Genomic DNA, 13,904 nt, shown 5'->3' with positions numbered 1-13,904 from the left:
CTTTCTCATAGCATGATTATTATCGTTCAGGCATACACATTGAATGGGGAAGTGATTTTATGAACGGAAAATCAGGGAGGGATTCCTGCATGAAAAACATAGGTATTGTTGGTATCGGCAACATGGGTGGGATGCTCGCAGAAGTCATGATGGAACGTGGTGGTATTGAGGCAAAAGACATGTACATTTTCAATCGTACAACAGAAAAAAGTTATCATTTCAAAGAAAGTTTTCCACAATTAAATATAGCAAGCAGTTTACCCGAATTACTGCAAAAAACAGATGTTGTCTTCCTGTGTATTCGGCCTGGACAATATAAAGACATTCTTGATGATTTAAAACACCATTTGCGAGAAGATCATATTTTAGCTACGATTACAAGCCCAGTTAAGCTGGACGATTTAGAAGTATTCCCAGTTCGGAGAGTCGTCAGAACGGTGCCGAGCATTGTGAATAAAACAGGCAAAGGACCGCTGCTTTTAACTTTTGGGGAAAATTGGAAAGAAGCAGAGCGGCATTCCTTCCAACAGTGGCTTCGTTCCTTCTCTGATCCAGTTACTGTTTCTGATGACGTTTTACGCATCTCAAGCGATATTGTCAGCTGCGGTCCAGCGTTTATCAGCTTCTTAGTAGAACGATTCATCTACTCTGCTGTGACAGAAACATCTATTTCTCTAAATGACGCCGAACAACTTGCAGAAAAGATGTTAATCGCCTATGGATATCTGCTGCAGCAAGGCCACTACGACTTAAGAAGTCTTAGGGAAAAAGTTAATGTTCCTGGCGGGATAACCGGAGAAGGGTTAAAAGTGTTAGATAAATACAGCGAGGGGATGTTTGAAGAAGTCGTTCAACAAACACATCAAAAGTTTGCAGACGATAAAAAAGAAATGAAAAAAGCGCTTGGTGTATTAAAACATTAATCACATAATAAAGGTTCAAACGCCCCCGGAAAGCCGCAACAGGTTCTGGACCTTTCGTGCAGGGTCGCCTGTGACCTGGAGTCGAAAGGGCAGACAGAGGACGTTCAGCTAAACCGCCACGTCGTGTGCGCCTAAACGGGTGGACGCTTGAGCCAGACATGAAAAACGCCAACTTTTATACTTTCTTACCTTTTATAAAAAGACGGGTTGCCCGTCTTTTTATTGTATCCTTTTTTCTTATGATTGGAAAGTTTTTTTGCAACAAAAAAAACTCGATCGCTATCTTCATCCGGAGGATGAAATGAAAAGTCGGCAAAAACACCCAATGTTATAAAGCTTGATTCAGACAGCCACGCTTTATAATGTTCCACAGGGAAAGTACGCTGAAGATGATATTCATCAAATCGTTCATAGAGCGCCTCTTCCCGTTCAACAAAAAACGTCAATTCCTGTTCTACCTCTCCACGAGCTTGACCGGCGAATGTATTCCAAATATACGACACGTTCTCAGCAGCATCCGCAAAGGATACACCTTGTAACGTGTTTTCCACATAGTTCATAGAATGAACATCGAAAACGAGCAGTCCGCCTTCATCAAGATGTTGATAACAAGAACGAAAGGCTTGAAGAATGTCTTCTTCGGTCACAAGATAATTCAATGTATCACAAAACAGATATATGACCTCATAGCTGCTGGTCAGCTCTAAGTAACGCATGTCCTGACACAGCAATAACGGATGAAATCCTTGTTTATTCAGCTTGTGCTGAGCTACAGCAAGCATATTCTCTGAACGGTCAATGCCTTGTACGTCATATCCTTTTGTTAACAAATGAGACAAAATTGTTCCAGTACCACAGCCTACATCTAATATTTTCGGATAAGGCGAGTTCGCATATTCATCAATGGCTTCCAATAGCCAGCGGCTCCACTCTTCATATGGAGCATTCTCCATTAAATCATCATAGAGGCTTGCAAAATGCTTATACGTTGTCATGCTACGACAACACAGCCTCTAACTCGACTTGCGAAGCATCGCCCCAAAGTTTTTCTAAATTATAGTAGTGTCTTTCATCTTTATGGAAAATATGAACAATGATGTCACCCAAATCAATTAATACCCACTTTGCTTCATCAAAACCTTCCAAGCGCTTGACGTCTTGTCCTTCTTCTTGAGCTTTGTTTTTTATTTCCCGGGCAATGGACTGTACCTGTTTATGCGAATTGCCATGGCCAATTAAAAAATAATCAGCAATTAATGAAATCCCTCTCATGTCCAGAGCAACTAGCTGCTCTGCTTTCTTTTCATCAGCTGCTTTAGCTGCAAGTTCTAACAATGCATTTCCTTGCATGTTTTGCATCATCCTCCTCTATTTGCTTTGCGTTTTATTTTATAAACCATGTCATTGTAAGCATAAAGCGTTTTTGGAAAAACGCTTTGTTGTTTTTTCATAAGAAACGTAATGGTGTTTCTTAGCGCCATCACTACCGCTTCATCAATATTTTCATCAGCAGTGCGGCGAACTTCTTCCACTCCAGGGAAAATACGATTTGGCTCGATATAGTCAGCAAGAAACAATACTTTCTCAAGATTGTTCATATCTTCTTTACCTGTAGTATGCCAAAAAATCGCCGACAATATCTCTTCATTATCAATCCCAATTTCCGTTTTCACCAAATATGCACCAGCTGGGGCATGAAGCAGTTCATCACCATAATCAATAAACTTTTTATCGTATTCTTGTTGACGGATAATGCTTCTCATTTCCTCTTTATCACGGAACTTTGCATAATCATGGAAAATAGCTGCTAATTCCACTTCATTTTGATGAAGGTTTCCTATTTTATCTGCAAGGTAAACCGCTGTTTCCATCACACCAACAGTATGAATATAGCGGTGTTCTGTTAGATGTGGTTTGACTATTTCTAATGCTGCTGTTTTATCCATAGAGATCTCTCTCCTTTATAAACCGCCATACTTCATCTGCAACATAGTAGCGAATGTTTTTTCCTGCTGCATACCGTTTTCGAATCATGGTAGAAGAAATATCCATCTGCGGAACGTGAACATGAACACTTTCATTTTCCCTGTGAGCAGAGTGACTGGAAAAACCTGGGCGGTCTGCAATGACAAAAGTTACCATGCTTTTCAGCTCGTGAATATCTTTCCAACGGTCCAGCTGCTCCGCCATGTCGCCGCCAATAATAAAATAAAATTCCGTATCTGTTGTTTGTTTTTTTAACGTCTTTACTGTTTCAATTGTATAAGACGGTCCTTTTCGTGTCAGTTCAATATCTGAAACGTTGAACTTATCGTTATGCTGCGTTGCTTTTTGTGTCATAATAAAGCGTTCCTCCGGAGAAGCCATTTGCTCTCTCGTCTTATGCGGCGGTGTGTGTACAGGTATAAACCACACTTCACTCAATCCTAACGTCATTAACGCTTCTTGCGCAATAACCAAGTGAGCTGTATGGGGAGGATTAAATGTCCCGCCTAACAGACCTATTTTTGTCATCACGTTCTTTCTCCTTTTTGTGTTAAGGCAATTCTATTTGCTTACTTTCTTGCGATTCTTTATATAGAACAATTGTATTTCCAATAATTTGCACGACATGTGCATCAGCACCACTCGCCAGTTCTTCTGCAATCGTGTGTTTATCGTATGCACAATTTTGCAGTATGTTGATTTTTATCAACTCTCTTGCTTCCAAGACATCTTCGGTTTGTTTTATTAAGTTTTCATTTACCCCTGCTTTTCCTACTTGAAAAACAGGCTTTAACGAGTGTGTTTTGCTGCGCAAATACCGTTTTTGTTTTCCAGTCAACATGTTATTTCCTCCTAAGCTGGTCTAACACCACTTCTGTCATTCTTTCTGTGTCCGGCCAAATGCCTGTCCACAATTCAAAGGCTACAGCCCCTTGCCCAACAAACATCCCAATTCCATTTAATGTTTGTGCCCCGTAACTTTTTCCTTGTTGCAACCACTTTGTCTCCAGTGGATTGTAAATCAAGTCGCTTAACAAAGCATTGTCTTTTAGAGCCGTCACTTCTAAAGGTACGTTGTCTTGCTGCGGAGGCATTCCAACAGAAGTTGTATTAATAATAACGTCAAATTGATCCAACTTATCTTTGGCCTCATTCATTTCCATGATGCGCATGGTCGGATTCACTCTATCTTTTATCGTTTCAGCCTTTGATGGTGTCCGGTTTGTCACAGCCAATTGTTTGACGCCATAATTGTTCAGCGCTGTAATAACAGCACGAGCAGCTCCTCCTGCACCAATGACAAGCACCCGGTTATCATGTAATTTCTCGCCGACTGTTTGTAATAATGAGGTTAAATATCCTTTGCCGTCCGTATTATATCCAATCAGTCTTCCATCTTGACTAACAACAGTATTTACCGCCCCAATCGTTTGTGCATCATCTTCAATATCATCTAAATATTGCATGACCTCTACTTTGTGTGGAACCGTTACGTTAAATCCTGATACACCAAGTCTTTTCATTCCCTCAATCGCATGTTTTAAATCGAGAGAGTCCACATCAAACGCATGATAAAAGTAAGGAAGCCCTTGATGTTGAAACTGATCATTATGTATAGCAGGGGACATAGAATGTCCGATTGGATGTCCAATAACCCCAAACAATTTCTCGGCTTTTAGTAGATAATCCCCCATTATATAACCGCCTCTCTCAATGATACTCCAACTCCTTCAGGCGCATAAACCTCTACTTCTGCTCCAGGCTCAATGACCGAAATCCAGCCAAACCCGGAAATAACGATATCTGTTTTTTCTTTCTTGATTTTAAATGAGTGTTTCACAAACGCCGGCATTCGCTCCAGCGTTTCTTTACTAGGCGGAGACAGCATTTCGCCTGCGTGATTGCTGTACAGCTGCTCTGCTTTCTCTTGCTTGGTTCGATGTATGTGCAAGTTATTGGCAAAATATGCTACAAAGGAGTTAGGATCCCCTCGCAAAAAGTCCACACGCAAAAAACCGGCTACAAATAACGTTTGCTGGCTGTTTAATTGAAAGATTCTTGGCTTGATTTCTTTTACAGGGAGAAGCTGTTTTAAATCTTGCTTCGTTACATAATGAGCCATTTGCTTGTTATTCATAATACCAGGAGTGTCATACAACCTGCTCCCATCATCCAATGGCAAATCAATTGTATCCAGTGTGGTCCCTGGAAAATGAGACGTTGTAATCAGCTGCTCTTCATCTCCATCAAACTCTTGAATTAGTTTATTAATGAACGTGGACTTTCCAACGTTGGTACATCCTGTTACATACACATCTTTGCCATTCCGATAGGCATCCATCGCCTGAGCAGCTTCGACAACACCGATATTTTTTTCAGCGCTCATAAACAAAATGTCTTTTACATAAAGACCATGTTCTTTTGCCGTTCTGTAAATCCAATTTTTGAGCTTGTTTTTATTCGTTGACTTTGGAAGCAAATCAACCTTATTCGCTAAAAGAATAACATCATTTTCCCCAATATAGCGATGGAAACCAGAAATCCAGCTGCCTTCAAAATCAAAGAGATCCACCACTTTGACAATTAATGCATTTCGCTTTCCTAACTCGTGGAGCTTGTCTGTAAAATCTGTATTATCCAAATCTATATCTTGTACTTCGTTATAATGCTTCAGCCGAAAACAGCGCTGACAAATAATTACATTTCTTTTTAATGCAGACGATGGAACGTAACCAGATGAAGACGGATCTTCTGTTTGTATTCGGGCTCCGCATCCTGCACATATTAACGACTTCTCTTCGTTCACTTAGAATCCTCCTCCCAGTGGATATATCCTTTTCCTTTTAACCTTTTTAACACTCTTCGTTCGACTTTACGATTAATTTTTGTCCACGCTCCATCTGACTCAGCTACAGGGACTACTAATATTGTGTAGAAGCCGGCTCGGTTTCCTCCAAATACATCAGTCATCACTTGATCTCCAATAACTACAACTTCACTTTTACGCAGCCCCATTTGTTTGCAAGCCTTGTTGAATGCTTTTGCCATCGGCTTTTTTGCAGAATGAATAAACTTAATGCCGGTTGGTTCGCAAAACGCACTGACACGTGCTTTATTGTTATTAGATACGATGGTTACCTGAAAACCTTGCTGCTTTACAAAATACATCCAGTCTAGAAGTTCAGGTGTCGCTTCTGGCCGATTCCACTCCACCAATGTATTATCTAAGTCGGTAATAATTCCTTTAATATTTCGCTTTTGTAAATGATCAAGATTTAAATCAAACACGGAAGGTAAGTATTCATTTGGCATAAAATGTTTTAGCACCGTGCACACCCTTTTATATGTTTTTCCGTACATAACCACTGCTAAACTGAAAGTATATCGTTAAACGTGTTTTTTTTCAAACAACCATCCTATGCTGTTTTGTCCATTTGCTAGCACAAAAACTTTTCGACAAATTCTTTCATCCCCAAAACTGTGGATAACTTTCTCAACAAACAACTCCCTTTAACTACAACTTTTCATAAATTTATCCAGTGTTTATAAACAGATTATCCACTGGTGGCTGTGGACAAACGAACGGTTGTTCTCTATTATGTATCATGCTAAACTAAATTTACATTCAATTGGAAATCTTTACTTTTTCACCGCAGCTAACAGATAAGCGATATTATATCGTTTAAGGAGGTGCCGGGCCTTTGAAGCAGCTATCCGACGATTTATTAATTGAAGCGTATGAAAAGGCATTAGATCTACAGTTAAATGATGATTTTATTTTATTAATAGAAAAAGAAATGACTCGACGTTCATTATTAAAACAACCACAACAACAATACATCTCATATACACAGTAGCACAACAGCAAGTCATCGTCCGCCGCATAACAACATTACATTACTGTGTACATGCCTATGTATGTTTTCCCTTTATATGAAAACAAGCCTTTCCATTACTGACTGGAAAGGCTTTTTATTTTTACGTATTCTCTCGGTTCAAATACTTCTCTCTCAAATTCCTCGTCATTTGATAACGGAAGAAGATCTGGACGCGAGTAGAATTTTTCAAGGCGTTTTTGTTCAACATAATCATTAGCAGCTGCTCCACCTGCAACAAAGACACTAAATATAGTCAAAAATATGATGGTATTTCGTGTTGTCATACCCTATCCATCCTTTTTTATATTTAGTGTCGGTTTTCGACAAAATGTTTATTCAATAAATTTTTAAAATCGCGTTTCTTCCTATTTATAACTTTTGTGTATTGCCTGAAAACTCAGGATTCTAGAGATGCAAGGCTAGTTGATATAAGTTATAATGTGAAAAGATTGTGCCTAAATCGACAAGGAGGTTCTATATGCTAACTGCACTACATATTGCAATTGTTGCACCATTTATTGCTGCTGTATTTGTTCCATTTTTGTATAAAAAACTACCTAAAATACATACTGGCTGGTTTGTTTTAACAATACCCGCCATATTGTTCGTTTACTTTTTGCAGTATCTCCCTGTTACTTCCAGCAAACAAACAGTAACAGCTGTCTGGGATTGGATTCCCTCATTGGGGATACACTTTACTGCACATGTAGACGGACTTGGTCTTTTATTTGCTCTTCTCATTACAGGTATTGGAATGCTTGTCGTTTTATATTCCATTTACTACTTGTCTAAAGAAAGAGAAGCTTTAAATAATTTTTATACCTTCTTACTGATGTTTATGGGGGCAATGCTTGGTGTTGTTTTATCTGACAATTTAATTGTTTTATACACTTTTTGGGAAATTACAAGCTTATCATCTTTTTTGCTCATATCCTATTGGTATGAAAGAGAAAAGTCCCGGTATGGCGCTTTAAAGTCCATGCTTATCACAGTGATGGGCGGTTTTTCTATGCTTGTTGGCTTTGTTATGCTTTATGCCATGACAGGGACCTTCAGTATTCAGGAAATCATTGCTTCAGCTGGTGACATCACATCACATGATTTGTTTATTCCAGCCATGCTCACTATTTTGTTAGGTGCTTTTACAAAATCGGCACAATTTCCATTTCACATTTGGCTACCAGACGCGATGGAAGCGCCTACTCCAGTTAGTGCATATTTACACTCTGCAACGATGGTTAAAGCCGGAATTTACTTAGTAGCCAGATTAAGTCCCGTATTTGCCTTTAGCGGAGAATGGATGTGGATTGTCGCAGGCTTTGGTATTGTCACCCTGTTTTGGGGATCATTCTCTGCAGTTCAGCAGACAGATTTAAAAGGGATATTAGCTTTTTCCACCGTGAGTCAGCTCGGAATGATTCTATCCATGCTGGGGGTCGGTGCAGCTGCTATCCATTTTGACAGTATGGACGACAACTTATATATCGGCGCGACAACGGCCGCCATTTTTCATTTAATTAACCATGCGACCTTTAAAGGGAGTCTGTTTATGATGGCTGGTATTGTCGACCACGAAACAGGTACACGGGATATCCGGCGTTTAGGCGGTCTTATGACTGTAATGCCTATTACGTTTACGATAGCAGTTATCGGAAGCTTTTCCATGGCCGGTCTGCCGCCATTTAACGGCTTTTTAAGTAAAGAAATGTTTTTTACCGCCATGGTAGATATTACCTCATTCCAAGCGTTTAACATGGACAGCTTCGGGGTCTTGTTCCCTGTTGTAGCGTGGGTCGCCAGTATCTTTACGTTTATTTACAGCATGATGCTCGTATTTAAAACATTTACTGGAAAAATGCAGCCTGAAAAGCTTGATGTTAAACCTCATGAAGCTCCTTTTGGCATGCTGCTTTCACCAATTATATTGGTATCTTTAGTCATTGTATTTGGCTTTTTCCCAAATATCTTGGCTTATACAGTCATTGAACCAGCTATGGCATCTATTCTGCCTTCTTTGTTAGGAGAAGGGGAGCAATTCTACGTCGATATATACTTTTGGCACGGATGGACGATTGAACTTTATATGACAATGGGAGTTATTGGTATCGGTACTCTTTTATATTTAAGCTTAAGAAAATGGGTAGCCGTATACGATGTGTTTCCAAGCTCCTTAACGCTAAACCATATATATGATCAGACAGTAGCTGGCGTTGAAAAAGTATCCAGTCAGTTAACAGGAGCTTATATGACAAGTTCTATCCGGCACTATTTGTTATATATCTTTTCATTTTTTGTCGTTGCACTTGTTTTTGTTTTATTTAACAAAGATGCGTTTTCGGTCGATGGCGCAACTGCTCCAATCAGTGTGTACGAAGGTGTGTTAGCGGCTGTTTTAGTAACCACTGCCCTTGTCGTTATGTTTACACGCTCACGTCTAAAGGCCATCATAGGCTTAGGGGTGCTGGGGTATACGATTGCACTGTTCTTCGTTATTTTCCGAGCACCTGATCTGGCACTTACGCAGCTGATTATTGAAACGGTTTCGGTTGCACTGTTTTTACTTTGCTTTTACCATCTGCCGCAAATTTCGAGAAAGCTTGAAAACATGCGTTTTCGTGCTGGAAACTTCATCGTCTCTCTGGCAGTTGGTCTTACCGTCACCTTGATTGGCATTTCAGCAAACAGCAGCCGTTTATTTGAATCCATCGCTGGCTTTTTCCCTGAAGCAAGCTATGATGAAGCCGGTGGAAAAAACATGGTTAACGTGATTTTAGTGGACTTCCGAGGATTTGATACACTGCTTGAAATTCTCGTACTGGCTATAGCAGCCGCGGGGATATTTACAATGATTAAACTGCGATTAGCGGGGAGGAATGACTTGTGAAATCGAATGACGTTATTTTACAAACAGCAACCAAGTTTGTACTATTTATTATCCTCGCTTTCTCTGTATACATGTTCTTTAATGGACACCATGAACCAGGGGGCGGATTTATCGGCGGATTGATGACAGCTTCCGCCCTCGTCTTATTACTTCTCGCTTACGATATTGAAATGGTAAGAAACATTTTACCCGTTGATTTTAAACTCGTAACAGCTGCAGGACTGTTAACAGCTGTCGGAACAGGGCTTGGATCTTTTTTGTTTGGTGTGCCTTTTTTATCACAGACATTTGATTACTTCACATTTCCTGTGTTAGGCGAACTTGAACTTGCAACCGCCTTATTATTTGATGTCGGTGTATACTTAGTGGTTATAGGTGTCACTCTCACGATTATCCAGACCATAGGAGAGGATCAATAATGGAAATACTAATGTCAATTCTCGCTGGCGTGCTGTTTATGGCTGGCACGTACATGGTGCTGTCCAGAAGTTTTATACGAATTATTATTGGGACATCCATCATCAGCCATGGGGCACATGTTCTCTTGCTCACGATGGCCGGACTAAAGACGGGAGCCCCTCCTTTACTGGGGTTGGAGGCTGGTACCTATTCGGATCCTCTCCCCCAAGCTTTAATTTTAACGGCCATTGTTATTAGCTTTGGTGTAACATCTTTTTTCATGGTTCTCGGTTATAGAGCTTATAAAGAAACAGGAACGGATGACACCGACAGATTGAGAGGAACTGATTCATATGACTAATTTTGTAATTCTGCCTATCCTTATTCCTTTACTAACAGGGATTATTCTTTTGTTTTTCCCGAAAAAAGTAACGTTTCAAAAAGTACTAAGTTTTATTGCGAGTGTGCTGTTAGTTATTGTTAGTGTAATGCTTGTCTTTCAAGTACATAATAACGGCATCCAAACACTTGAATTAGGCGGCTGGCAGCCACCATTTGGCATTGTGCTTGTGGCAGACATGCTTGCTATTTTATTAGTGTCTACCACTTCCATTGTTAGTTTGGCTGTCTTATTGTATTCGTTTTATTCCATTGATGCTGAACGCGAAAAATACTATTACTATCCGTTCTTTCAGTTTTTAATAACTGGTGTCGTCGGTGCTTTTTTAACCGGTGATATCTTTAACTTATTTGTGTTTTTTGAAGTAATGCTGATTGCCTCCTATATTCTCATTGTACACGGGGGAACAAAAGTACAGCTGCGTGAATCATTTAAATATGTGCTTGTTAATGTTATTTCTTCTGCATTATTCGTCGCTGGTGTCGCTTACCTTTATGCTGTCGCTGGCACGTTAAATATGGCTCACCTTTCCGAGAGAATTGGCAGCTTGGAAACACAAGCTCCCATTCTTACGGTTATTGCCGTATTATTTTTAATTGTATTCGGCTTAAAAGGAGCATTGTTTCCTTTATATTTTTGGCTGCCTGCCTCATATGCAGCGCCGCCATCCGCTATCGCTGCTATCTTTGGTGCGCTGCTCACTAAAGTTGGTATTTATTCCATCTTTCGCACCTATTCCGTCGTTTTCGTACACGACACAGGATATACTCATCAAATATTGGCGGTACTAGCTGCACTAACCATGATTTTTGGTGTTGTTGGGGCAGTTGCTCACCAAGATGTCAAAAAGATCCTCGTTTACAATGTCATTGTAGCAGTCGGCTTTGTTTTATTTGGGGTATCTACCTTAACAGAAGAAGGCTTTATGGGTGCTATTTTCTACCTCATGCATGATATGGTCATTAAAGGTGCACTTTTCCTTTTAATCGGTGCGATGGTTGTTGTCGCCGGCACGAGCCATCTCAAAGATATGGGGGGATTGATCAAACATCACGCTCAGTTGGGCTGGATGTTTTTCACCGCTGTCATGGCCTTGGTTGGTATCCCTCCGCTAAGTGGTTTCATTGGCAAGCTGCTTTTAGTACAAGGCGGGGTCAGTGCCGGTCAGTACTGGATTGTTGCTGCTATGATGGTATCCAGCTTGCTTGTTTTGTACTCCATGATTCGTATATTCTTAAACGGCTTTTACGGAAAAATTCAGCTCGAGCATGCGAACCAATATGGTTCAACAAAAGGACTCTTACTGCCTAGTGCCATTTTGATTGCCGTTTCTGCAGGCATTGGCTTAGGTGCCGAGATGCTGTACCCATTTGTTGCTACAGCGGCCGAAACGCTGCTTCATCCTGAAATTTATATTGATGCCGTACTAAAGGAGTAGTGAATATGTCTGTTCAAATAATGATTAACCTTACGATTGCGATTATTTGGATGTTTTTAAACAATGCTTGGACTTTTTCCGGCTTTGTAAGCGGCTTTATTATCGGGCTGGGAATTGTTTATTTACTACGGAATTTCTTCCCTGACCGTTTTTATTTTCTAGGTGTCATCGCTATCGTAAAGTTAGTAGTCATCTTTTTAAGAGAACTTGTTTTATCAAGCGTCGAGGTTATAGGACAAATTTTGCAGCCATCTTTAAAAATACAGCCTGGTATTTTTGCGATGGATATTGAATTAAAAAAAGACTGGGAAGTGACTGTGTTATCATGCTTGATCACTTTGACTCCTGGTACACTGGTCGTAGATGTATCACCGAATAATAAAACACTGTATATTCACGCAATGCACTTAGGCAATGTAGAAGAAGCTAAGTCAGATATCAAAAATACGTTTGAAAAAGCGATAAAAGGGGTGAGCCGGTCGTGACTGATCTATTATTGCAAATCTCTGCTGTTATCCTCGCTGTTTCCATCTTCATAGCCGTGTACCGGGTAGCAAAAGGGCCATCCATGCCGGACCGGGTCATTGCCCTTGATAATATAGGGATTAATTTAATTAGCTTGGTTGCTGTCGTTTCCCTTATTTTAGAAACAACAGCTTTCTTAGAAGTTATGTTACTACTGGGAATTTTAGCTTTTATCGGAACCGTTGCGTTTTCTAAATTCATTGAAAAGGGTGTTGTCATTGAGCGGAAACGAGATTAGCACCTTAGTGATTAGTATCATTGTTCTATTAGGCGCTTTACTCAGTTTAGTCAGTGCCATTGGTCTGGTTCGCCTTCCAGATATATACACGCGCTCACATGCTGCTACCAAGTCAGCTACTTTAAGCGTGCTCTGTATTTTGTTTGGATTGTTTCTTTATTTTGCCTTGGTTGATGGGTATGTCAGTGCTCGTATTTTATTAGGAATTGTATTTGTGTTTATTACAGCCCCGGTTGGCGGTCATTTAATTGCGCGGGCCGCTTATCATTCAGGTGTGTCTTTATGGGAGTCAAGCATACAAGATGAACTGCATACAAAAAAGAAAAATCAGCATTCATCTTCATAACGTGACATTTGTTTTCCTTTCATCCATGTAAATGATTGTTACCAGATGGTATGCGATAAAGCTTGGGAGGTTTGAATCGTTTCTTTTTTGGCTAAAATAATGTCAAATCAACATGGATTTGTCTTAAATTGCCGTCAATACTTGACATATCAAGGATTTCATGAGTAAATTTGTATTGTACAGGCTTCGATATTATTAGGAATGAAAGGGAGTTTTTTCATGAACAAAACCGATTTAATCAACGCTGTAGCAGAACAAGCCGACATCTCCAAAAAAGATGCTTCAAAAGCTGTAGACGCGGTTTTCGACAGCATTACAGAAACCTTGAAAAAAGGAGACAAAATTCAGCTTGTTGGCTTCGGAAGTTTCGAGGTTCGCGAGCGTGCTGCACGTAAAGGACGCAATCCTCAAACAGGTGAAGAAATTGAAATTCCAGCTACCAAGAACCCTGCTTTCCGTCCAGGAAAACAATTGAAGGATGCAGTTAATTAAGAAGTACAAAAACATAAAAACAGAAGCTTTTCTACAGCATGCTGTGGAAAAGCTTCTTTTCTCTTTCATCGGTCTATTTTGTTTAACGGAATTGATGGCATATCACCGCTTACTTGTTTTTGCTGTTTATAAAATTCTTGAAAGAGTTTGAGTAATGCTCGCTTTTCGATACGTGAAACATAACTTCTTGAAATCCCCAGTTCTTTAGCAATTTCACGCTGGGTTTTCTCTTTTTCGTGCTCTAAGCCAAAACGGTAAATAATTACCTCTTTCTCACGCTCATCAAGCACATTCATAAATCCATATACTTGCTTCTTTTCCATTTTTAACTGAATAAGATCAGCAATGTCTGGCCCATCTTCTTGCAGCACATCCAATAAAGAAATCTCATTCCC

Annotated in this window: 20 protein-coding genes; 10 read left to right on the top strand and 10 right to left on the bottom strand. The window is 40.0% G+C overall.

The annotated features are described in order from the left end of the window. Positions 1-89 precede the first annotated feature (89 nt). Complete coding sequence (comER, locus tag BLT18_RS06565) at positions 90-923, top strand: late competence protein ComER (RefSeq protein ID WP_175487392.1); 834 nt, start codon at positions 90-92, stop codon at positions 921-923. Between the two features lie 185 nt (positions 924-1,108). On the opposite strand, the gene BLT18_RS06560 is transcribed toward comER, so the two are convergent. From BLT18_RS06560 to BLT18_RS06525, 8 genes are read right to left on the bottom strand one after another with little or no spacing between them, the layout of a single operon-like run. Then, entirely contained in the window at positions 1,109-1,918 is an 810-nt protein-coding gene (locus BLT18_RS06560; protein ID WP_091272338.1) for a class I SAM-dependent DNA methyltransferase, read from the bottom strand. A 1-nt stretch (position 1,919) separates the two neighbouring features. Further along, the gene (gene rsfS / locus BLT18_RS06555; protein WP_091272562.1) at positions 1,920-2,273 is read right to left on the bottom strand and encodes a ribosome silencing factor; all 354 of its coding nucleotides are present in this window, start codon (positions 2,271-2,273) and stop codon (positions 1,920-1,922) included. Between the two features lie 8 nt (positions 2,274-2,281). Beyond that, the gene (yqeK, locus tag BLT18_RS06550; RefSeq protein ID WP_091272336.1) at positions 2,282-2,869 is read right to left on the bottom strand and encodes a bis(5'-nucleosyl)-tetraphosphatase (symmetrical) YqeK; all 588 of its coding nucleotides are present in this window, start codon (positions 2,867-2,869) and stop codon (positions 2,282-2,284) included. Continuing rightward, positions 2,862-3,437: a nicotinate-nucleotide adenylyltransferase gene (locus tag BLT18_RS06545; RefSeq protein WP_091272335.1), complete on the bottom strand. Its 576-nt coding sequence runs from the start codon at positions 3,435-3,437 to the stop codon at positions 2,862-2,864. The genes yqeK and BLT18_RS06545 overlap by 8 nt, the downstream gene beginning before the upstream one ends. A gap of 22 nt (positions 3,438-3,459) precedes the next feature. Continuing rightward, on the bottom strand, positions 3,460-3,750 hold the full coding sequence (gene yhbY, locus BLT18_RS06540) for a ribosome assembly RNA-binding protein YhbY (RefSeq protein ID WP_091272334.1): 291 nt from the start codon (positions 3,748-3,750) through the stop codon (positions 3,460-3,462). A gap of 1 nt (position 3,751) precedes the next feature. Then, positions 3,752-4,603: a shikimate dehydrogenase gene (gene aroE / locus BLT18_RS06535; protein WP_091272332.1), complete on the bottom strand. Its 852-nt coding sequence runs from the start codon at positions 4,601-4,603 to the stop codon at positions 3,752-3,754. After that, complete coding sequence (gene yqeH, locus BLT18_RS06530; protein ID WP_091272330.1) at positions 4,603-5,715, bottom strand: ribosome biogenesis GTPase YqeH; 1,113 nt, start codon at positions 5,713-5,715, stop codon at positions 4,603-4,605. The genes aroE and yqeH overlap by 1 nt, the downstream gene beginning before the upstream one ends. Next, on the bottom strand, positions 5,712-6,269 hold the full coding sequence (locus tag BLT18_RS06525; protein WP_091272328.1) for a YqeG family HAD IIIA-type phosphatase: 558 nt from the start codon (positions 6,267-6,269) through the stop codon (positions 5,712-5,714). Before BLT18_RS06525 ends, yqeH begins: the two co-directional genes overlap by 4 nt. 341 nt (positions 6,270-6,610) lie before the next feature. Between BLT18_RS06525 and BLT18_RS06520 the strand changes: the two genes are divergently transcribed. Then, a complete protein-coding gene (locus BLT18_RS06520) occupies positions 6,611-6,766 on the top strand; it encodes a sporulation histidine kinase inhibitor Sda (protein WP_091272327.1) in 156 nt (51 codons plus the stop codon). 95 nt (positions 6,767-6,861) lie between these two features. On the opposite strand, the gene BLT18_RS06515 is transcribed toward BLT18_RS06520, so the two are convergent. After that, positions 6,862-7,071, bottom strand: a complete 210-nt coding sequence (locus tag BLT18_RS06515; protein WP_091272325.1) for a hypothetical protein — start codon at positions 7,069-7,071, stop codon at positions 6,862-6,864. 194 nt (positions 7,072-7,265) lie between these two features. Between BLT18_RS06515 and BLT18_RS06510 the strand changes: the two genes are divergently transcribed. From BLT18_RS06510 to BLT18_RS06475, 8 genes are all read left to right on the top strand, one after another. Beyond that, positions 7,266-9,671, top strand: a complete 2,406-nt coding sequence (locus BLT18_RS06510; protein WP_091272323.1) for a Na+/H+ antiporter subunit A — start codon at positions 7,266-7,268, stop codon at positions 9,669-9,671. After that, a complete protein-coding gene (locus BLT18_RS06505; protein WP_091272321.1) occupies positions 9,668-10,090 on the top strand; it encodes a Na(+)/H(+) antiporter subunit B in 423 nt (140 codons plus the stop codon). Before BLT18_RS06510 ends, BLT18_RS06505 begins: the two co-directional genes overlap by 4 nt. Continuing rightward, the gene (locus tag BLT18_RS06500; RefSeq protein WP_091272319.1) at positions 10,090-10,431 is read left to right on the top strand and encodes a Na(+)/H(+) antiporter subunit C; all 342 of its coding nucleotides are present in this window, start codon (positions 10,090-10,092) and stop codon (positions 10,429-10,431) included. The genes BLT18_RS06505 and BLT18_RS06500 overlap by 1 nt, the downstream gene beginning before the upstream one ends. Then, positions 10,424-11,908: a Na+/H+ antiporter subunit D gene (locus BLT18_RS06495; RefSeq protein ID WP_091272317.1), complete on the top strand. Its 1,485-nt coding sequence runs from the start codon at positions 10,424-10,426 to the stop codon at positions 11,906-11,908. The genes BLT18_RS06500 and BLT18_RS06495 overlap by 8 nt, the downstream gene beginning before the upstream one ends. 5 nt (positions 11,909-11,913) lie before the next feature. Beyond that, positions 11,914-12,393 (top strand): Na+/H+ antiporter subunit E, encoded by a 480-nt coding sequence (locus BLT18_RS06490; RefSeq protein WP_091272315.1) that lies wholly within the window; start codon positions 11,914-11,916, stop codon positions 12,391-12,393. Then, a complete protein-coding gene (locus BLT18_RS06485; protein WP_091272313.1) occupies positions 12,390-12,671 on the top strand; it encodes a Na(+)/H(+) antiporter subunit F1 in 282 nt (93 codons plus the stop codon). The genes BLT18_RS06490 and BLT18_RS06485 overlap by 4 nt, the downstream gene beginning before the upstream one ends. Next, on the top strand, positions 12,652-13,017 hold the full coding sequence (gene mnhG / locus BLT18_RS06480) for a monovalent cation/H(+) antiporter subunit G (protein ID WP_245705198.1): 366 nt from the start codon (positions 12,652-12,654) through the stop codon (positions 13,015-13,017). The genes BLT18_RS06485 and mnhG overlap by 20 nt, the downstream gene beginning before the upstream one ends. A 219-nt stretch (positions 13,018-13,236) precedes the next feature. After that, the gene (locus tag BLT18_RS06475) at positions 13,237-13,509 is read left to right on the top strand and encodes an HU family DNA-binding protein (protein WP_091272311.1); all 273 of its coding nucleotides are present in this window, start codon (positions 13,237-13,239) and stop codon (positions 13,507-13,509) included. 65 nt (positions 13,510-13,574) lie between these two features. Here BLT18_RS06475 and BLT18_RS06470 read toward each other — a convergent pair. Further along, positions 13,575-13,904 (bottom strand): sigma-70 family RNA polymerase sigma factor (locus BLT18_RS06470; protein WP_139184716.1); only part of this gene is annotated, 330 nt, incomplete at its 5' end.

This window comes from Alteribacillus persepolensis, from assembly GCF_900099605.1.
Lineage (GTDB): Bacteria > Bacillota > Bacilli > Bacillales > Marinococcaceae > Alteribacillus > Alteribacillus persepolensis.
This window is presented reverse-complemented; position numbering and strand designations above follow the sequence as displayed.